At 66.3% G+C, this 17,784-nt stretch carries 17 protein-coding genes; 6 read left to right on the forward strand and 11 right to left on the reverse strand.

Annotation, left to right across the window (positions count from 1 at the left end; genetic code table 11):
• The first annotated feature begins 77 nt into the window (after positions 1-77).
• Positions 78-1,016 carry a type I pantothenate kinase gene (coaA, locus tag A9W99_RS14595; protein ID WP_067378922.1) on the forward strand — a complete coding sequence of 313 codons (939 nt, stop codon included), beginning with the start codon at positions 78-80 and terminating at the stop codon, positions 1,014-1,016.
• Positions 1,017-1,082: 66 nt separating this feature from the next.
• Here coaA and A9W99_RS14600 read toward each other — a convergent pair whose 3' ends face one another.
• The 4 genes from A9W99_RS14600 to A9W99_RS14615 form a co-directional block, all read right to left on the reverse strand.
• Positions 1,083-1,496 (reverse strand): hypothetical protein, encoded by a 414-nt coding sequence (locus tag A9W99_RS14600; RefSeq protein ID WP_067378925.1) that lies wholly within the window; start codon positions 1,494-1,496, stop codon positions 1,083-1,085.
• Positions 1,497-1,688: 192 nt separating this feature from the next.
• The gene (locus A9W99_RS14605) at positions 1,689-2,777 is read right to left on the reverse strand and encodes a methyltransferase (RefSeq protein WP_067378927.1); all 1,089 of its coding nucleotides are present in this window, start codon (positions 2,775-2,777) and stop codon (positions 1,689-1,691) included.
• 12 nt (positions 2,778-2,789) lie between these two features.
• Positions 2,790-4,157: a hypothetical protein gene (locus tag A9W99_RS14610; RefSeq protein ID WP_067378930.1), complete on the reverse strand. Its 1,368-nt coding sequence runs from the start codon at positions 4,155-4,157 to the stop codon at positions 2,790-2,792.
• 93 nt (positions 4,158-4,250) lie between these two features.
• Positions 4,251-5,039 (reverse strand): (2Z,6E)-farnesyl diphosphate synthase, encoded by a 789-nt coding sequence (locus A9W99_RS14615; protein WP_067379116.1) that lies wholly within the window; start codon positions 5,037-5,039, stop codon positions 4,251-4,253.
• A gap of 123 nt (positions 5,040-5,162) precedes the next feature.
• Between A9W99_RS14615 and A9W99_RS14620 the strand changes: the two genes are divergently transcribed.
• The gene (locus A9W99_RS14620) at positions 5,163-5,939 is read left to right on the forward strand and encodes a hemolysin III family protein (protein WP_067378932.1); all 777 of its coding nucleotides are present in this window, start codon (positions 5,163-5,165) and stop codon (positions 5,937-5,939) included.
• Positions 5,940-6,011: 72 nt separating this feature from the next.
• Here the strand turns inward: A9W99_RS14620 and A9W99_RS14625 are convergent, their stop codons facing one another.
• From A9W99_RS14625 to mca, 3 genes are read right to left on the reverse strand one after another with little or no spacing between them, the layout of a single operon-like run.
• On the reverse strand, positions 6,012-8,030 hold the full coding sequence (locus A9W99_RS14625; RefSeq protein ID WP_067378934.1) for a thioredoxin domain-containing protein: 2,019 nt from the start codon (positions 8,028-8,030) through the stop codon (positions 6,012-6,014).
• Positions 8,017-8,304, reverse strand: coding sequence for a hypothetical protein (locus A9W99_RS14630; RefSeq protein ID WP_067378937.1), 288 nt, complete (start codon positions 8,302-8,304; stop codon positions 8,017-8,019). The genes A9W99_RS14625 and A9W99_RS14630 overlap by 14 nt, the downstream gene beginning before the upstream one ends.
• Positions 8,301-9,173: a mycothiol conjugate amidase Mca gene (gene mca / locus A9W99_RS14635; RefSeq protein ID WP_067378940.1), complete on the reverse strand. Its 873-nt coding sequence runs from the start codon at positions 9,171-9,173 to the stop codon at positions 8,301-8,303. The genes A9W99_RS14630 and mca overlap by 4 nt, the downstream gene beginning before the upstream one ends.
• 68 nt (positions 9,174-9,241) lie before the next feature.
• Here mca and A9W99_RS14640 point away from each other — a divergent pair, with 68 nt between their 5' ends.
• Together A9W99_RS14640 and greA are read left to right on the forward strand one after the other, a co-directional pair.
• Entirely contained in the window at positions 9,242-9,691 is a 450-nt protein-coding gene (locus tag A9W99_RS14640; protein WP_067378943.1) for a DUF4307 domain-containing protein, read from the forward strand.
• 250 nt (positions 9,692-9,941) lie between these two features.
• Positions 9,942-10,436 (forward strand): transcription elongation factor GreA, encoded by a 495-nt coding sequence (gene greA / locus A9W99_RS14645; RefSeq protein WP_067378947.1) that lies wholly within the window; start codon positions 9,942-9,944, stop codon positions 10,434-10,436.
• A 332-nt stretch (positions 10,437-10,768) separates the two neighbouring features.
• Here the strand turns inward: greA and A9W99_RS14650 are convergent, their stop codons facing one another.
• From A9W99_RS14650 to A9W99_RS14665, 4 genes are all read right to left on the reverse strand, one after another.
• Positions 10,769-11,938, reverse strand: a complete 1,170-nt coding sequence (locus A9W99_RS14650; RefSeq protein ID WP_067378950.1) for a cystathionine gamma-synthase — start codon at positions 11,936-11,938, stop codon at positions 10,769-10,771.
• Between the two features lie 8 nt (positions 11,939-11,946).
• Entirely contained in the window at positions 11,947-12,558 is a 612-nt protein-coding gene (locus A9W99_RS14655) for an RDD family protein (RefSeq protein WP_067378959.1), read from the reverse strand.
• Between the two features lie 104 nt (positions 12,559-12,662).
• The gene (locus A9W99_RS14660) at positions 12,663-14,057 is read right to left on the reverse strand and encodes a cystathionine beta-synthase (protein WP_067378963.1); all 1,395 of its coding nucleotides are present in this window, start codon (positions 14,055-14,057) and stop codon (positions 12,663-12,665) included.
• 75 nt (positions 14,058-14,132) lie between these two features.
• Positions 14,133-15,200, reverse strand: coding sequence for an alpha/beta hydrolase (locus A9W99_RS14665; protein WP_067378966.1), 1,068 nt, complete (start codon positions 15,198-15,200; stop codon positions 14,133-14,135).
• A gap of 245 nt (positions 15,201-15,445) precedes the next feature.
• On the opposite strand from A9W99_RS14665, the gene A9W99_RS14670 reads away from it, so the two are divergent.
• Together A9W99_RS14670 and A9W99_RS14675 are read left to right on the forward strand one after the other, a co-directional pair.
• Positions 15,446-16,432: an SGNH/GDSL hydrolase family protein gene (locus tag A9W99_RS14670; protein WP_156623110.1), complete on the forward strand. Its 987-nt coding sequence runs from the start codon at positions 15,446-15,448 to the stop codon at positions 16,430-16,432.
• A gap of 86 nt (positions 16,433-16,518) precedes the next feature.
• A complete protein-coding gene (locus tag A9W99_RS14675) occupies positions 16,519-17,736 on the forward strand; it encodes an acetyl-CoA C-acetyltransferase (protein ID WP_067378969.1) in 1,218 nt (405 codons plus the stop codon).
• Positions 17,737-17,784 lie beyond the last annotated feature (48 nt).

Genomic DNA, 17,784 nt, shown 5'->3' on the forward strand with positions numbered 1-17,784 from the left:
GACGCAAAAGCCCCGGCTTAGGGCCGAAGCAGGGGGCTTTTGCGTCTGCTCGCGCCACCCCTGCAACACTGAGACCTATGCCGCGGCTTAGCGAGCCGAGCCCCTACGTGGAGTTCGACCGAAAGCAGTGGCGTGCGCTTCGCATGTCGACGCCGCTGGCCCTCACCGAAGAGGAATTGATCGGCTTGCGCGGCTTGGGTGAGCAGATCGACCTACTGGAGGTCGAAGAGGTCTATTTGCCGCTGGCCCGGTTGATTCATCTGCAGGTCGCCGCCCGCCAACGGCTGTTCGCGGCGACCGCGGAGTTCCTCGGCGAGCCGCAGCAAAACCCGGACCGGCCGGTGCCGTTCATCATCGGCGTGGCCGGCAGCGTGGCCGTCGGCAAGTCGACCACCGCCCGTGTGCTCCAAGCGCTGCTGGCCCGCTGGGATCACCACCCGCGGGTGGACCTGGTCACCACCGACGGCTTTCTGTATCCCAACTCCGAGCTGGATCGGCGAAACCTGATGCACCGCAAGGGTTTTCCCGAGAGTTACAACCGCCGGGCCCTGCTGCGGTTCGTGACCTCGGTGAAATCCGGGTCCGACTATGCGTGCGCGCCGGTGTATTCACATCTGAAATACGACATCATTCCGGGGGCCAAGCACGTGGTCCGCCACCCCGACATCCTCATTCTGGAAGGGCTCAACGTATTGCAGACCGGGCCGACCCTGATGGTGTCGGACCTATTCGACTTCTCGCTCTACGTGGACGCCCGGATCGAAGACATCGAGCAGTGGTACGTGTCGCGATTCCTGGCCATGCGGGGCACCGCGTTCGCCGACCCCGAATCGCACTTCCACCACTATGCGGCGCTGTCCGACCCGCAGGCCGTCGTGGCGGCGCGGGAGATCTGGCGGTCGATCAACCGGCCCAATCTGGTCGAGAACATTCTGCCGACCCGTCCGCGTGCAACCCTGGTGCTGCGCAAGGACGCCGACCACTCCATCAACCGGCTTCGTCTGCGCAAGCTCTGAGGGGCCGTAAACACCGGAGCGGGGCGCGCCCCGCCCGGGCCGCGGTGGCGCCCCGCCGGTCGGGACTCACACGACGAGTCGGCGCACTCCCAGGTACTGCAGCCCCGCGAATATCGCGGTGTACACACCGCTGGCCAGCGTCAGGGCCACCCCGATGCCCGTCATCGGCACCAGCTCAGCGGCAACGATCGCACCGAACGTGTACACGATGTTGGCCACCACGACGCCGATCCCGGCGCGGCGCAGGTCGGGCGACGCCGCGATGCTGAACACCACGAGCCCGTACAGCACGAAGAAGGCACCCATGCTGTATTCCTGGAGGGACGTCAAACCAGTGAGCGACGACAACGGGTCGGCGATGAAGGCGACGGACAGACCCAAAAGTCCCGTCAGGGTGGCGTCGGCCCGCATGGCGAACCGCAGCAGCGAGTCGGTCGAGTCGTATAGGGGCCGCGTAGTCAAATTGGTTACAGCGGTCATGTCATTTACTCCTTCAGGCTCCACGAGGGGATGGGTCGAACATGTTTGAGAGTGCCGTCAGAGCACTGCCATATCGACTCGTGGCACTGCCACTTACTGCCACGAGTACAAAGACCAGCTAGTTCAACCGGCTATTCCCGGATTGGCGAAAATAATGTGAGCCAGGTCTCGGCCAGCGGGCGAACGTTGGGCCTAAACCGCCTGTGCTTCGAGCACGCTGAACGGCGAGGCGGTGGCCACCACCCGCGTCATCCGAAATCCGGCGCGGCTGAAAAGTCGCTCGAACTCAGCGGAGGAACGCTCACGAGCATCCAGCGCGAGCAGCATTTCCAAGTCCAACCAGTTACCCATGTATTCGCGGTGGTGATCGGGAACCACAAACTCGACGAGCAGAACGTAACTGCCGGCCGCTGCCGCACTCCGCACGTTGCGCAAGATCCGGATGGCGTCGTCGTCAGGCCAATCATGAATCACGCTCTTGAGAACGTAGGCGTCACCGCCGGCGGGTACCGACTCGAAGAACGACCCTTCGTCGATACGGATCCGGTCTTGCACCCCGAGCTCCGCGAGCACGGCCGGAGCCCCCGCGACGACTTGAGGTTGGTCGAACAGCACACCCCGCGCCGCGGGCGTGGCAGCAAGGATCTCGGCCAGCAGCCGGCCGTGGCCGCCACCGACGTCGACGATGGTGGCGAAGGAGCTGAAGTCGTATGCGGCGATCACTGGCCCGATCGAGAGTGCGGATCCACCCGTCATGGCCTCGTTGAAAATCTGGCCGAGCTCAGGCTCGGACGCCAGGTACTCGAACATTGGTTTGCCGCGCAGACGGGGGATGACGGACCGGCCGGTACGAATGGCATCTGCGAGGTGGCTCCAATGCTCGCGATGTTGGGGTGAACCCAGCCATCGAGCCCAGCCGGCAATCGGTACCTCTGAGTCTCGTCGGAGAGTGTCCGCCAGCGGGGTGAGGTCGAAACGGCCATCACGGCGCTGCCGGAAAATGCCGCGGGTGATCAACGCGCGGAGAAGTCGGCTCACCGCGTCGGCGTCGGCATTGACCGCGGTTGCCAACTCGTCGGCCGACAACGGCCCCTTGGCGAGCGCGTCGGCGATGCCAAGCTCAGCGGCGGCGGTGATCGCTTGAGCCACCCATGTGTTGACGACCATTTCCATCATCGCGACCGGCGGCGGGACCATGCGTCGGTGCAGCCGGGCAAGTTGATGACGAACTGTGTCAATCGTCCGCACCAGCTTGGCCGGCGGAACCTTCGAAGTAGTCATGGGTTGGTCAGCCTAATCGCTGGGAACCGCGATGCGCCCCCGCAGATCGGCGGCGATGAGCCTCGCCGCGGCGTTTTGCCAGTTGTGCAGTGAGCGCTGCGGGACTTCGGTGACCAGCCACTGCCAGGCCTGCCGGGCCGTCGGGTCGAGCCCGGCCGCGGTGGCGTTCTGCGCGTAGGCGCGCACGCCGACGACATACGGGAAATAGAGCGAGTTGTAGTAACGCCACTCCTCGGTGGTGCCGAAATCGCCGGCGTCGCGCGGCTTGAGCCGCCCGATACCGTCGGCGAGGACGGCTTTGAGCTCGTTGGCCCGCTCCAGCGGGTGGTCGGGTGCGCCGCGGGCGGCCAGCCGCTGATCGATCACCGGCAATGCGGTCAGTGGGCTGGCGACGAGCTTGGTCAGGTCGGCGTAGTGGCCCAGCGCCCGACGGGTGAGGCGGACGAAGGTGTCGTCGTCGACATCGATGAGCGGATCTTCGGAGCGCAGCGGCAACGCCGCCCCGGTGTGCCGGAGCGCGGCCCGGTCGGCGCGCAGCGCCGGCGACTTGGAGAACGCCAGCCGGTCCAAGATCCCGGCCAGCGGATCGGCCAGCACCTGCACTGTTATCGCGATCGCCAGGCTGGTGAACAGCAGGATGGTCAGCGCGATCTGCGCGGTGGGCACATTGCTGGTCAGCGCTAGGCCGATCAGCGCCTGGCCGCCGAACAACACGGCGATCGCCACCGAGCCGGCAAACGAGCGCTGCATGTCGGCCCACAGCGCCTGACCCTCGTCGAATGCGTCCCACCGGGCCACCGCGACACCGAGCAGCAGTACGTCCACACCGGTCGACGCCAAGGCCAGCCAGCTGGGCAGCAGACCCAGCGGAATGACCAGGATGGCATTGGACAGCGCGAAGAACAGCGTCGCCAGTACCACTACCCCCGCGACGGGCTGCGCGGTCCGCCGCACCGCTGCGACCATGGCGCCCAGGGTGGAAATCGAGATCACCGCGAACATCATCAGATGGCCCGGCCGCAGCGGACCTTCGACGCTGCCCGCCATCGTCGCCCCGAGTAGGGTCAGCGCGCCGACGCCGGCGACGAGCAACAACTCGCCAGTACGCGCCCGCCAGCTTTCGCACGGCCGGGACAGCTCGACGAGCACCGCAAACCAAGCCACGCTGGGCACCGCGGCCAGGTAGATCTCGAGCTGACTGAGCAAATGGATGTGCTGTTGACTAGCCGTGTTGCGCACCGCGTCCAGCGCCACCACCAGCGCGAAACCACACAGTCCGACTGCGGCCAACACGAGTACCGGTTTGCGCGGATCGCGGGCCAGCAGGTACAAACCGAGCCATCCGCTCAGCGTGAACACCACCGCCGACAGCGCAGCCATGCAAACCAGTGTGGCACGGGATTAGTTTGGCGCCGACCCGCTTCGCCCGGCTTCGCCGCGCTCGCGATCGGCACGGGTTGACGACCCGCTTCGCTACTTGCCGTACCGGCGATGCCGCTGGCTGTAGTCGCGCAGCGCGCGCAGGAAGTCGACCCGGCGAAATGCCGGCCAATGCGCCTCGGTGAACCACATCTCCGAATACGCGCTCTGCCACAGCAGGAACCCCGACAGGCGTTGCTCCCCGGAGGTGCGAATCACCAGATCGGGATCGGGTTGCCCAGAGGTGTAAAGGTTTTCGGAGATCGCTTCGACGGTCACGGCGTCGACGAGCTCCTCGGCTGTGGCACCGTTGGCAAGTTCCTTGCTCAACAATGCGCGCACAGCGTCGACGATCTCCCGGCGACCGCCGTAGCCCACGGCGACGTTCACGTGGAAAGGCGCGATGCCCGGAGTCGACTCCACCGCGCCCCGCAGCCGGCGGGCCGGCTCCTCACCGAGCAGCTCCAGATCCCCGACAGTGCGCACACTCCAGTGATTCGCCGGCGCGCAGATCTCCTCGACGACGTCGGTGATGATCTCGATGAGTGCGGCAAGCTCGTCCGGATCGCGCTGCAGGTTTTCGGTCGACAACAGGTACACCGTCGTCATCTCGATGCCGGCTTCCTGGCACCACCTGAGCATCTCGGCGATCTTGGCGGCGCCCATCCGGTAGCCGTAGCTGACGTCGTCGTAGCCCGCGCTGCGCGCCCATCGCCGATTGCCGTCACACAGCACCGCGATGTGCCGGGGCAGCTCGGATTTCGAGGCGGCCAGACCCTGCTTCAGCCGCAGCTCGTAGACGCGATACAACGGTTCCTTGAGCCGCGGCGGGATGATCTCCACGAAGATCCAGACTACTGTGACGGGCAACCATTCCCGGCCCACATTTCCGCCGACATCACGTTTCGCCGAACAGCGTCGGACGGCCGTCGACGCTAGTGTTGATGATCAATAACGACCACCGCAATGGCGAGGCGATCAGCAGAAGGGACCCGGCCCCAGGTGAGCACGGTCACGAACGCGGAGCCCGATTCCGGGGCCTCAACCGCAGACGCCAATTCCGGCACCGTCGCCGAGCAACTGGTCGAAGGCGTAGCCCGGGTACTGACCAGGCCACGTTTCCGCGGCTGGATTCACGTGTACGCCGCAGGGATCGCGGTGTTCGCCGGTGCATCGCTGGTCGCAGTCTCGTGGGCGCTGGCATCCACCCGCGCCGGCCTGGCGACGCTGGGCTATACCGCGGCGACGATCTTGATGTTCACCGTCAGCGCCACCTATCACCGCGTCCAATGGAAGTCCGCGACCGCCCGAACTTGGATGAAGCGGCTGGACCACTCGATGATCTTCGTGTTCATCGCCGGCAGCTACACGCCGTTTGCGTTGCTGGCGCTGCCCCGGGATCAGGGCCGTCTGGTGCTGTGGATCGTGTGGGGCGGCGCTCTGGCCGGCGTCCTGCTGAAGATGTGCTGGCCGTCGTCACCGCGCTGGGTGGGCGTGCCGCTGTACCTGATGCTGGGCTGGGTTGCGGTGTGGTTTACCGGCACGATCCTGCACAACGCCGGAGTGGCCGCGATGGTGCTGCTGTTCGTCGGCGGCGCCCTGTACAGCATCGGCGGCATTCTCTACGGCCTGCGCTGGCCCGACCCGTGGCCGACGACATTCGGATACCACGAGTTCTTCCACGCCTGCACCGCGGTAGCGGCGATCTGCCATTACATCGCCATGTGGTTCGTGGTGTTCTAACCTGCATCGGCTCGCGAACGTGCGTGTCGGTACAGCGACACGCCGCGTGGACCGTCATTTTGCACGCTCGGGCTAAGCCCCGGGCACGCCCAAATTATCCGCGAGCTGCGCGGCTCCGGTGACCGGTAGGTCGCATGTCCTGCCGCGGCACACATAAGCGGAGTCGGCGCCACCAACGCGGTCCCGGCCGATCAACAGGGCCGTCGAATCCCGCTCACCGCCGACGACTATCGACCCGCCTGGTGCCAGCCGACGGGCCTCCCCCAGCAGAGACGACGTCGACGGGTCGCACGCCACCGCGATCTGCAGCGGTCCGCGCACCGCGGCTTCGGCGACGGCCAGCCAATGCCCGGCCGAGCGCGGCGCCCGCGCCAGCAGGACCGCACTCGTGCGCAGCGCGTCGGCCGCCGCCCGCAGATAACGCTCGGCCCGTTCGCCGTCGACGAGATGCGCGGCGGTCAACAACGCCTCCGTGATCGACGACGCGCCCGCCGGAGTCGCGCCGTCCAGCGGGTCGGCCGGCCGGACCACCAGCTGCTCGGCGTCGTCGGCCGTGTCGAACCAGCGGCCGGGCTGCTGCGGGTCAGCGAAGTGCCGCAACGCAGTATCCAGCAAATCGGTGGCCGCCGTCAGCCAGCCGTCGTCGGCGGTGAGCTGGTATAGCGCCAGCAGCCCGGTGGCCAGCATCGCGTGGTCCTCGAGGATTCCGGCGCTGTCGCCCACCACGCCACCGAGGCTGGCCCGGCGCAGCCGACCGTCGACGACATGCAGGTTCAGCAGCTTGGCCGCGCATCGCTGCGCGGCTTGCGCCAACTCGGGTTCGGCTAGCGCGACACTGGCTTCGGCCAACGCCGTAATCGCCAGCCCGTTCCACGAGGTGACGACCTTGTCGTCGCGTCCGGGCTGGACCCGGTTAAGTCGCGCCGCGAGCAGCGCGGTGCGAATCCGTTCGCCGCGTTGCGGATCGTCCGGATCGGTCGGCAACTGCAGCACCGAGGCCCCGTGTTCGAAGGTGCCGGCCGGGGTGACCGCGAAAAGCTCTGCCGCCCAACGGCCGTCGTCGGCGCCGAGTACCTCCGTGAGCTGGGTGGGCGTCCAGACATACGTCGAGCCCTCGCGGCCGTCAGCGTCGGCGTCCAGCGAGGACGTGAACATGTCGTCGACAGCTAGGTCGTCCAGCAGAAACCGTGCGGTCTGCGCGGCGACCCTGCGCGCCAAGGGATTTTCGGTGCGCCGTGCCCAGTGCGCATACACCCGCAACAGTAATGCGTTGTCGTACAGCATCTTCTCGAAATGCGGTACCACCCAAGCGTTGTCGACGCTGTAGCGGGCGAAGCCGCCGGCCAGTTGATCGTAAATCCCACCGCGTGCCATCGCATTGCCGGTGCGTGAGACAGCCTCCAGCGCTGCGGGCGAACCGGTGCGTTCGTAGTTCCGCAGCAGCGCCTCCAGCAATGCCGACGGCGGGAACTTGGGCGCTCCGCCGAAGCCGCCGTGAACCGTGTCCTGATCGCGCAGCACCGCCGCGACGGCGTGGTCGCACAGTGCCGGCGCCACATCCGTGCCAGCGGCCCCCGGGAATGCCGCAGCCATGGAGCGCAATTCGCCGGCGATCCGGTCGGAGGCTTCCTCGACCTCGTCGCGACGCCTCCGCCAGGTCTCGGACACAGCTGAAAGTAATTGCAGGAAGCCCGCTTTCGGATAGTAGGTGCCGCAGAAGAAGGGCCGGCCGTCGGGCGTGAGGAAACAGGTCATCGGCCAACCGCCCTGCCCGGTGAGCGCTACGGTGGCATTCATGTAGACCGCGTCGATGTCGGGCCGTTCCTCCCGGTCGACTTTGACGCAGACGAACCCCTCGTTCATGACGGCAGCCACGTCGGCGTCCTCGAACGATTCGTGAGCCATCACATGACACCAGTGGCAGGCCGCATAACCGATGGACAACAGGATCGGCACGTCGCGCTCGGCGGCGTCGGCCAGCGCCTGCGCCGTCCACTGCTGCCAATGCACCGGATTGTCGGCGTGCTGGCGCAAATACGGGCTCGTGGCCAGCCCGAGGGTGTTGGTCTGCGAGGCGTCAGCCGGGCTCATCGCCCGGTCCCGGGCGGGGCTCGTGCCCGGCCCCGCCCACGGTGTCGGTGCCCTCGTCCGCCGCCTGGTCGAGCTCAGGGTTGTCGCGGTCGAACGACTTGGGGACCTTCTTGAGTTGCCGGTTCATCGAACGCAGCAGGAACAGTGTCGCGATCACCAGCAGCACGATCACCAGCAGCCCGAACGGGCTGGCCTTGCCGAAATCGGGACCGGTGTTGTGCGGGGTCCCTTCAGCGAGCAACCGGGCGCTCGTCGCGAACAACAGCTGATTCACCCGTCCGACTCGATTCCGGCGAACAGGTCGCTCTCGGGCAGGGCGACGGGCACCCGCGAGCGGGCCAACTCGTATTCCTCCGTCGGCCACAGCCGCTGTTGCCACGCGATCGGCGCGGCGAAGAATTCGGCGTTCGGGTCGATCTGGGTGGCGTGCGCCCGCAGCGCGTCGTCGCGCCGGCTGAAATATCCCGAGCACTCGACGCGGGTGGTCACCCGGTCGGCGAACACGTCATGGCTGGCGTCCCAAAGCTCGAGCCATTTCTTGAACGGCCCCTCTTGCCCGTGCCTGACGAATTCGTCCTGCAGTACCTGCATCCGCTGGCGCAGGAAACCGTGAATGTAATACAGCTTGGAAACCGTCCAGGGGTCTCCGGCGTCCTTGAAGCGGCAGTAGTCCCCGGCCGCCTCGTAGGCTGCCACCGACACCTGGTGGCAGCGGATGTGGTCGGGATGCGGGTAACCGCCGTTCTCGTCGTAGGTGAGCATCACGTGCGGCCGGAACTCGCGGACCACCCGGACCAAGGCAGCGGTGGACACTTCCAGCGGAACCAGCGCGAAACAGCCGTCGGGCAACGGCGGCGGAAGGTCGCCTTTGGGCAGCCCGGAGTCGACGAAACCCAGCCAGGTGTGCTCCACCCCGAGGATCTCGGCCGCCTTTGCCATCTCGTCGCGCCGGATCTCGGCGATGTGCCCGTGCACGTCGGGCAGGTCCATGGCGGGGTTGAGGATCTCGCCACGTTCGCCGCCCGTCAGCGTCACCACCAGAACGCGGTGCCCCTCTTCGGCGTAGCGGGCAAGGGTGGCGGCACCCTTGCTGGACTCGTCGTCGGGGTGGGCGTGCACCGCCATCAACCGCAGCTCGCTCACGTGTCCCCTCGTCGGTCCGCCTGATCGCCCCTTGGGGTCTTCAGCTGACCCTATAATTCCAAATTCCGATGGCTGCATCCTGTTCGCCCGACCCCGGCACGGACGTGTCACGTCCCGAAGCGCGCTATGGACGTGCGCGGCTGTCCAGAAGGTCACGTCGCCGTGTCGCCATCGCGCTTACTTTGCTGGTGCTGGTGGCCGGCGTTGTCATCGCCATCATCGGCTACCGACGGCTGGGCACCAGCGCTGTGTCGGGCACGCTGGCCGGCTATCAATTGATCGACGACGAGACGGCATCGGTGACGATCAGCGTGACGCGCTCGGACCCGTCGCGGCCGGTGGACTGCATCGTGCGGGTCCGCGCCAAAGACGGCAGCGAAACGGGCCGACGGGAAGTGCTGGTGCCGCCGTCCAGCCAGGGCACGGTGCAGGTGACGACGACGCTGAAATCCAGCAAGCCGCCGGTGATGGCGGACATCTACGGTTGCGGCACCAACGTACCGAGCTATCTACGCTGACGGCCACCGCGCGTCTGGGCTCGTGATAGGCACAAATGCCCACATCGATTGTTTCCGCAGTGGTAACATAGATGAATGCACGGTTCCGGCTGGGGCCGTGTATTGCTGCATTAGTGGCCGTAAGCAGAACGGGGCGGCAGCACGACGGGTCGGGGGCCCAGACGGGTTGGGAACTCAGGCGCGGTCCGGTCAGCCTGGATCGAAAGCTTGCGCGGATACGCGGAATCGAGAACACAAGGAGCGCGACGAGATGACGGATACTCAGGTCACCTGGTTGACCCAAGAGTCACATGACCGACTCAAGGCCGAGCTCGATCAGCTGATTGCGAACCGTCCGGTCATCGCCGCGGAAATCAACGACCGCCGTGAGGAGGGCGACCTGCGCGAGAACGGCGGGTATCACGCCGCCCGCGAGGAGCAGGGCCAGCAGGAGGCCCGCATCCGACAGTTGCAGGACCTGCTGAACAACGCCAAGGTCGGCGAGGCGCCCAAGCAGTCGGGTGTGGCGCTGCCGGGTTCGGTGGTGAAGGTCTACTACAACGGCGACGAGTCGGACACCGAGACGTTCCTGATCGCTACCCGCCAAGAGGGCGTCAACGACGGCAAACTCGAAGTGTTCTCGCCGAACTCACCGCTGGGCGGCGCCCTGATCGACGCCAAGGTGGGCGAGACGCGCAGCTACACCGTGCCCAACGGCAACACCGTCGAGGTCACACTCGTCAGCGCGGAGCCCTACCACTCGTAGCCTCTGTCGCGAGATGGGCGATCGCCAGCCCCCGCATTTCAGTGCAATCCCTGAACGGGCTTTCGGTGTCGGCTTTGGTTGTGACTGACGGCTTTCGTTGTGAACTGACGGCTTTCGGTGTGTACTGACGGCTTTGGGTGCGAATGCAGGGCGGGGATCGGCGCTTATTTCCGCCCTGGCTGCACACCGAAAGCCGCCAATTCACACCCAAAACCAAGGATTCACTCCCACAACCAGAACTATGAATGTGGCCGCGGGCACCTCGACACGAGTCTTCTGTCCACCCGCAGCAAATTGTTTGGGGTGCAAAAACTTGACGCTGCTCGCGGTGCTTAGCCGAGGGCCTGTTCCAGATCGGCCAACAGGTCGGCGACGTCCTCGATGCCGACCGACAGCCGCACCAAGTCGTCGGGTACTTCCAACTGCGAACCGGCCGTCGACGCGTGCGTCATCGCGCTGGGATGTTCGATCAGCGACTCCACCCCACCCAGCGACTCCGCCAGGATGAACACCCGCGTGCGCGCGCACAGATCCTCCGCGGCCCGACGCCCGGCCCGCATCCGCACCGACACCATCCCGCCGAAGCCCGACATCTGCCGCGCGGCGATCTCGTGCCCCGGATGGGTCGGCAGACCCGGATACAACACGTCGCTCACCGACGGATGCCCAGCCAGGAATTCCGCTACGGCAAAGGCGTTTTCGCTGTGCCGCTGCATCCGAAGCACCAGAGTCTTCAAGCCGCGCATCGTCAGGTAGGCGTCGAACGGGCCCGGCACCGCGCCGGCCCCGTTCTGCAGAAAGGCGAAAGCGGCGTCCAGCTCTTCGTCGTTGGTGACCAACGCGCCGCCCACCACATCGGAGTGGCCCCCGATGTACTTGGTGGTCGAATGCAGCACCACATCGGCGCCTAGTGTCAACGGCTGCTGTAGCGCAGGTGAGGCAAACGTGTTGTCCACCAACACTTTTACCGGCTTGTCGGCGGTGTGTCGGGCAGCCAGCCCGGCGATTGCCGCGATATCGGCGATGGAAAGCAGCGGGTTGGTCGGTGTTTCCACCCAGATCACCCGGGTCCGGGGTTTGAGCGCCGCAGCGACAGCGTCCAGGTCGGCCAGCGACACCGGGGTGTACTCGATACCCCACTGCGTGAACACCTTGTCGATCAAGCGAAATGTGCCGCCGTAGGCGTCGTTCGGGATGACCACATGATCCCCGGGTCGCAGCATCGCCCGCAGCGCACAATCGGTCGCCGCCATCCCGGAACCGAAGGCCCGTCCACAAGAACCGTCTTCCACCGCGGCCAGCGCAGCTTCCAATGCGGCCCGCGTCGGGTTGCCGGTGCGCGCGTATTCGAATCCGCCACGCAGACCGCCGACACCATCCTGGGCGAATGTGCTGCTCGCGTAAATCGGGGTGTTCACCGCGCCCGTCGAAGGGTCGGGGCGGTATCCGGCGTGGATGGCTTTGGTAGCCAGTCCGGTAAACGCTTCGGAGTTTTCGGTCATCGGCGTCTTCAGATCGGCAGACAAACCGTCGTCATGATCTTGTCCGCCAGGGTTTGACGCTTCCCGTCCCACAGCGGCAGCAGAAAACCGATATAACAGATAGCCGCGTCGGCCGTGTGCGCGAGTTGGCGCAAGACGGACATCCCGAAACCGAGCGGCTGCCCGGTGATTTCGCTGACCACCTTGAACTTCATGAGCGACTTGCCGATGCTCGACCCGGTGGTGCCCTGGCGGTAGCCGTTATTCCACAACATGTAGCCGAACCCGGCCGACAGCAGCACGACCAACAACACTGCGCCGATGACCGAGGGCTCGGAGCACTGCGTGGTTGCGGTGTACCCCGAGACATTGCTGACGCACGAGCCCGAGCTGAGCACGGCGTTGAGCACTGCGCCGATGCCGATCACAAGGTAGACCGGGCCGTAGTCGATGAGCCCCGCCAGCGCCCGGGTGGTCCACGGCGTGTAGTTCTCCGTCGGCTGAGCCCGCACCGCCGGCCCCGGTGGTGGCGGCGCAACGGCACCCGATGGCGGGGGCGGCGGCGGATAGGACATGCCGCCGGGCAGCGGAGGTGGCGGGGGCGGTGGGGAGATCTCGCCAGGAGGCGGATGTTCGGTCATGGGCAACCTTCCACTCGGAAGACACAAACCAGGGAAGAAGTTGAACTAGGCCGCATTACCGTACCTGAGCGCCTTGATGCGGCAGTGTCGTCGGGGACCTTCGGCTACCGTCGCCGCGGCCCTTCGGAGAGGAAGCCCAACAAGTCGTACCGGGTGATGACGCCGACCGGTTTGCCTTGTTCCACCACCATGAGCGCGTCGAAGTCACGCAAAGCCTTGCCTGCCACGCTGATCAGTTCACCGGCGCCGATCATCCGCAGCGGTGGACTCATGTGCTCGGCCACCGCGTCGGCCAAGTTGGCCCGTCCCTCGAATACGGCGGAGAGCAGTTCGCGTTCGGAGACACTGCCGGCGACCTCGCCGGCCATCACCGGCGGCTCAGCGCCGACGACGGGCATCTGGGATACCCCGTACTCGCGCAGGATGCCGATCGCGTCGCGCACGGTTTCCGACGGGTGGGTGTGCACCAGGTCGGGCAGCTCGCCGGATTTCCGGCGCAGCACGTCGCCGACAGTGAACTCGTCGGTCGACCCGTCGAGGCGGCTGCGCAGGAACCCGTAAGACGACATCCACGCGTCGTTGAAGATCTTCGACATGTAGCCGCGGCCGCCGTCGGGCAGCAGCACGACGACCAGCGCCTCCGGCCCGGCCTCGGCGGCAACCTTCAGCGCGGCCACCACCGCCATGCCGCATGACCCACCCACCAGCATCGCCTCTTCGCGCGCCAACCGCCGGGTCATGTTGAAGGAGTCGGAGTCCGACACCGCGATGATCTGGTCGGGCACGGTCGGGTCGTACGCGGCCGGCCAGAAGTCTTCACCCACCCCCTCGACCAGATATGGCCGGCCGGCGCCGCCCGAATAAACCGATCCCTCGGGATCGGCGCCGACGATGCGCACCCGACCACCCGACACCTCCTTGAGGTAGCGACCCGCACCCGTGATCGTTCCGCCAGTGCCGATGCCGGCGACAAAATGTGTCACCTTGCCATCGGTGTCGGCCCACACCTCCGGGCCGGTGGTCTCGTAGTGGCTGGCCGGGCCCGCGGGGTTGGCGTACTGGTCCGGTTTCCAGGCACCGTCGATCTCCTCGACCAGCCTGTCGGACACGCTGTAGTAGCTGTCAGGGTCGTCGGGAGGCACCGCGGTCGGGCAAACCACCACTTCAGCGCCGTAGGCGAGCAGCACATTGCGCTTGTCCTCGCTGACCTTGTCGGGGCAGACGAAGACGCATTTGTAGCCGCGGTGCTGGGCGACGAGCGCCAGCCCGACCCCGGTGTTGCCCGACGTGGGTTCGACGATCGTGCCGCCCGGCTTGAGCTGGCCGCTGGCCTCGGCGGCGTCGATCATCTTGGCCGCGATCCGGTCTTTGGAGCTGCCGCCGGGATTGAGGTACTCGACCTTTGCCAACACGGTGCCGGCACCGGGCGGGACGACGGAGTTCAGGCGAACAAGTGGCGTACCGCCGATGAGGTCACTGATGTGCTGCGCAATCCGCATGCATTCATCGTCTCAGGCGATTTCGGGCCGCGCACAACCACTCCACCGGCCCGGTACAGCCGGACCGTCTCATCGTTACCCGGTGGCCTCGCGGATGTACTCGCCGATCTGGCGCAGCGAACGGAGCGCCTCGGGCACCAGTGGAGCAGCCAGTTGGAAGTCGTGAACCTGGCCAGGCCAGACACGTACCTCGGCGGGCACCCCCACTGCCGCCAGCCGACTGGCAGCCAACTGCGCGTCGTGCAACAACACCTCCGACCCGGAAACGTGGATCAGCGTCCGCGGCAGGCCGGGTTTGATGTGCTCCAAAGGCTCGTAAATCTCTTCGGGCTTGCCGTCGACAATGTGCTTGGCGGCCGCGCTAGCAACCAATTGGATAAGCGCGTCGAACGCCTTCGCCGGGAACATCGCATCGCACTTGATGTTGGGATGCGCCTGCTTGCATTCCTTTGCTAGCTGAAGCAGTGGCGAGATTGCCACCAGTCCGGCGGGCTCCTCGCCTTCCTCCTGCAGACGCTGCGCGAGGGCCAGCGCGAGGTAGCCGCCGGCGGAATCTCCGGCCAGCACGATCTGGTCCGGCTCGTAACCGCGCGACCGCAGCCAGCGGTAGCCGTCGTAGCAGTCGTCGAGGGCCATTCCGATCGAGTGCTTGGGCAGCAGCCGGTAGTTGACGATAAGCACCGGCGCGTCAGCAAACTTTGACAGCGATTCGACGAGGCGCCCATGGGAGTTTGCTCCGCACGTCAGGAACGCGCCGCCGTGCAGATAGACAACTACCCGTCGAGTGCCATCCGCGGGCAACACGCCAGGGGCCCGCACCAGTTGAGCGGATGCATTGGGCAAGGTCACCTCGGCCCGGACGGTCGCGGACGCGGGAAGCAGCATCTTGGCCGTCAGATCGACGAGACTCCACGGCCATGGCAGATTGGGAACATAGCTGCCGACGGCAAGAACTGGTCGGATTGTCAGCCATGACGCCAGCGTGGCTAATCGCGCAAGGATGCTGGGCCCGGACTCGAGTACCTCGACGGGAGCGGCGTCGCTGATGGCGAATATGCGGGTTTCGGCCCTACGTGCCCGCAGTACGTCGCGCGGCCGGATGGCATGGCGGGGCGAGCCGGATACCTTACTAGGTGCGGTCATGCTCAACACTTCCTACGCCGTTGTAGTCCGATACAGCATGTGACGAAGCGGCTTGGGCTTCGGTTCAACTGCTTATCCCCAGGCTTTGGGCCTACCCCGCAAACTTAGCTTGACAGCGCTTTCTGGGTACAACATGTGAAGAAGCTAATTCGATACCACATTTCTTCCACAACGTGATGGCGCAGTTTGTCGGCGGCACACGCAAACTCTGCAGACGACCTAAACTTGATGCCGTGACCATACGGGTGCCGCGTCGCTCGACGATCGCTCTGGCCACAGCGGGTGCGCTTGCCTCGACGGGTACGGCCTACTTGGGGGCGCGCAATCTACTGGTCGGCCAGGCGACGCAGGCGCGCACCATCATTCCGAAGTCGTGGGACGTCCCGCCGCGCGCCGATGGCGTGTACACCCGGGGTGGCGGGCCGGTGCAGCGCTGGCAGCGCGGCACGCCCGTCGACCTACACCTGATGATGTTCGGCGACTCGACGGCCGCCGGCTACGGCTGCACCAGCGCCGACCAGGTGCCCGGCGTGTTGATCGCCCGCGCGCTGGCCGAACGCACCGGCAAGCGGGTCCGGTTGAGCACCAAAGCCATCGTCGGCGCCACCTCGAAAGGCGTTGGCGGTCAGATAGATGCGATGTTCGTGGCCGGGCCACCGCCGGACGCGGCAGTCCTGATGGTCGGCGCGAACGACATCACCGCGCTCAACGGCATCAGCCAATCTGCGGCACGGCTGGGCATGGCGGTACACAAGCTGCGCGCCCGTGGTGCGGTGGTGATCGTGGGCACCTGCCCGGACTTGGGCGTCATCACCGCCATCCCCCAGCCGCTGCGCTCGATCGCGCACACCCTCGGTCTGCAGTTGGCGCGCGCACAGGCCACCGCCGTCAAGGCGGCCGGCGGCGTGCCGGTTCCACTGGGTCAGATCATGGCGCCCCACTTCCGGGCCAGGCCGGACGTGATGTTCTCCCCGGACGGTTATCACCCCGCCGCCCCCGCGTATGCGCTGGCGGCCGAACAGTTGCTGCGCGCGCTGTGCGATGCGCTGGGCTTCGCGATGGATGAAAAGGGCGCCGGCCCAACGCTTCAACTGCCGTCGCGGCCCAGCGCGCCGGTGCTGGGCCAGGCGCACACGCGTCTCAGTGTCATGTCGCGCCTCTGGCCACGTCCTTCGTCGGCTTCGTCGGCCGGGGCTGCCCCGTCCTCGTGTCAACCGGTGAGCAGCGACTAGATTTGTCTGCGTCTTACTGAAGCCGGGCCGGGGTGGTTCTACCACTCGATCCGAGGTGAGCCCGCAGCCCGAATTAAGGAGTCGTCATGCCGGAAGCCGTCATCGTCTCAACTGCCCGCTCACCAATCGGCCGCGCCATGAAGGGGTCGCTGATCAACATGCGGCCCGACGACCTGGCCGTACAGATGGTTCGCGCCGCGCTCGACAAAGTCCCGGCGCTGAACCCGCATCAGATCGATGACCTCATCCTGGGCTGCGGGCTGCCCGGCGGCGAGCAGGGCTTCAATATGGCGCGGGTCGTCGCGGTGGCGCTCGGCTACGACTTCTTGCCGGGTACCACCGTCAACCGGTACTGCTCGTCGTCGCTGCAGACCACCCGGATGGCGTTCCACGCGATCAAGGCGGGCGAGGGCGACGCGTTCATCTCCGCGGGCGTCGAGACCGTGTCCCGGTTCGGTAAGGGCAACTCCGACTCCTGGCCGGACACCAAGAATCCGCTGTTCGATTCGGCTCAGGAACGCACGAGCGCCGCGGCTGCGGGCGCCGACGAATGGCACGACCCCCGCGCGGACGGCAATGTGCCCGACGTCTACATCGCGATGGGGCAGACTGCCGAGAACGTGGCGATCATGACCGGTATCAGCCGCGAGGACCAGGACCATTGGGGGGTACGCAGCCAGAACCGGGCCGAAGAGGCGATCAAGAGCGGGTTCTTCGAGCGCGAGATCAGCCCGGTCACCCTGCCCGACGGCAGCTCCGTCAGCACCGATGACGGCCCACGGCCTGGAACCACCTACGAGAAGGTCAGCGAGCTCAAACCGGTGTTTCGGCCTAACGGCACCGTCACCGCCGGCAACGCCTGCCCCCTCAACGATGGCGCCGCCGCGCTGGTGATCACCAGCGACACCAAGGCCAAGGAGCTGGGGCTGACGCCGCTGGCCCGCATCGTGTCGACCGGGGTCAGCGGGCTCTCGCCGGAAATCATGGGCCTGGGGCCGATCGAGGCGTCCAAGCAGGCGCTGCAACGGGCCGGCATGTCGATCACCGACATCGACTTGTTCGAGATCAACGAGGCCTTCGCCGTGCAGGTGCTGGGCTCGGCCCGCGAGCTGGGTATCGACGAGGACAAGCTCAATGTCTCGGGCGGGGCGATAGCCCTTGGCCATCCGTTCGGCATGACCGGCGCGCGCATTGCCACCACCCTGCTGAACAACCTGCAGACCCACGACAAGACGGTTGGCCTGGAGACGATGTGTGTGGGTGGCGGCCAGGGCATGGCGATGGTGCTCGAACGGCTTTCGTGATTTGTGGCGTTGACTTTGCGTCTACGGCGTTCGACAAGCTCAGCGAGA

The sequence above is a fragment of the Mycobacterium sp. 1164966.3 genome (assembly GCF_001665395.1).
GTDB lineage: Bacteria > Actinomycetota > Actinomycetes > Mycobacteriales > Mycobacteriaceae > Mycobacterium.

Excerpts from the sequence above, each read along its gene's own strand:
- coaA (WP_067378922.1), top strand. The coding sequence starts at position 78 with ATGCCGCGGCTTAGCGAGCCGAGCCCCTACGTGGAGTTCGACCGAAAG.
- A9W99_RS14600 (WP_067378925.1), bottom strand. The coding sequence starts at position 1,496 with ATGACCGCTGTAACCAATTTGACTACGCGGCCCCTATACGACTCGACC.
- A9W99_RS14605 (WP_067378927.1), bottom strand. The coding sequence starts at position 2,777 with ATGACTACTTCGAAGGTTCCGCCGGCCAAGCTGGTGCGGACGATTGAC.
- A9W99_RS14610 (WP_067378930.1), bottom strand. The coding sequence starts at position 4,157 with ATGGCTGCGCTGTCGGCGGTGGTGTTCACGCTGAGCGGATGGCTCGGT.
- A9W99_RS14620 (WP_067378932.1), top strand. The coding sequence starts at position 5,163 with ATGGCGAGGCGATCAGCAGAAGGGACCCGGCCCCAGGTGAGCACGGTC.
- A9W99_RS14625 (WP_067378934.1), bottom strand. The coding sequence starts at position 8,030 with ATGAGCCCGGCTGACGCCTCGCAGACCAACACCCTCGGGCTGGCCACG.
- A9W99_RS14640 (WP_067378943.1), top strand. The coding sequence starts at position 9,242 with ATGGCTGCATCCTGTTCGCCCGACCCCGGCACGGACGTGTCACGTCCC.
- greA (WP_067378947.1), top strand. The coding sequence starts at position 9,942 with ATGACGGATACTCAGGTCACCTGGTTGACCCAAGAGTCACATGACCGA.
- A9W99_RS14650 (WP_067378950.1), bottom strand. The coding sequence starts at position 11,938 with ATGACCGAAAACTCCGAAGCGTTTACCGGACTGGCTACCAAAGCCATC.
- A9W99_RS14655 (WP_067378959.1), bottom strand. The coding sequence starts at position 12,558 with ATGACCGAACATCCGCCTCCTGGCGAGATCTCCCCACCGCCCCCGCCA.
- A9W99_RS14660 (WP_067378963.1), bottom strand. The coding sequence starts at position 14,057 with ATGCGGATTGCGCAGCACATCAGTGACCTCATCGGCGGTACGCCACTT.
- A9W99_RS14665 (WP_067378966.1), bottom strand. The coding sequence starts at position 15,200 with ATGACCGCACCTAGTAAGGTATCCGGCTCGCCCCGCCATGCCATCCGG.
- A9W99_RS14675 (WP_067378969.1), top strand. The coding sequence starts at position 16,519 with ATGCCGGAAGCCGTCATCGTCTCAACTGCCCGCTCACCAATCGGCCGC.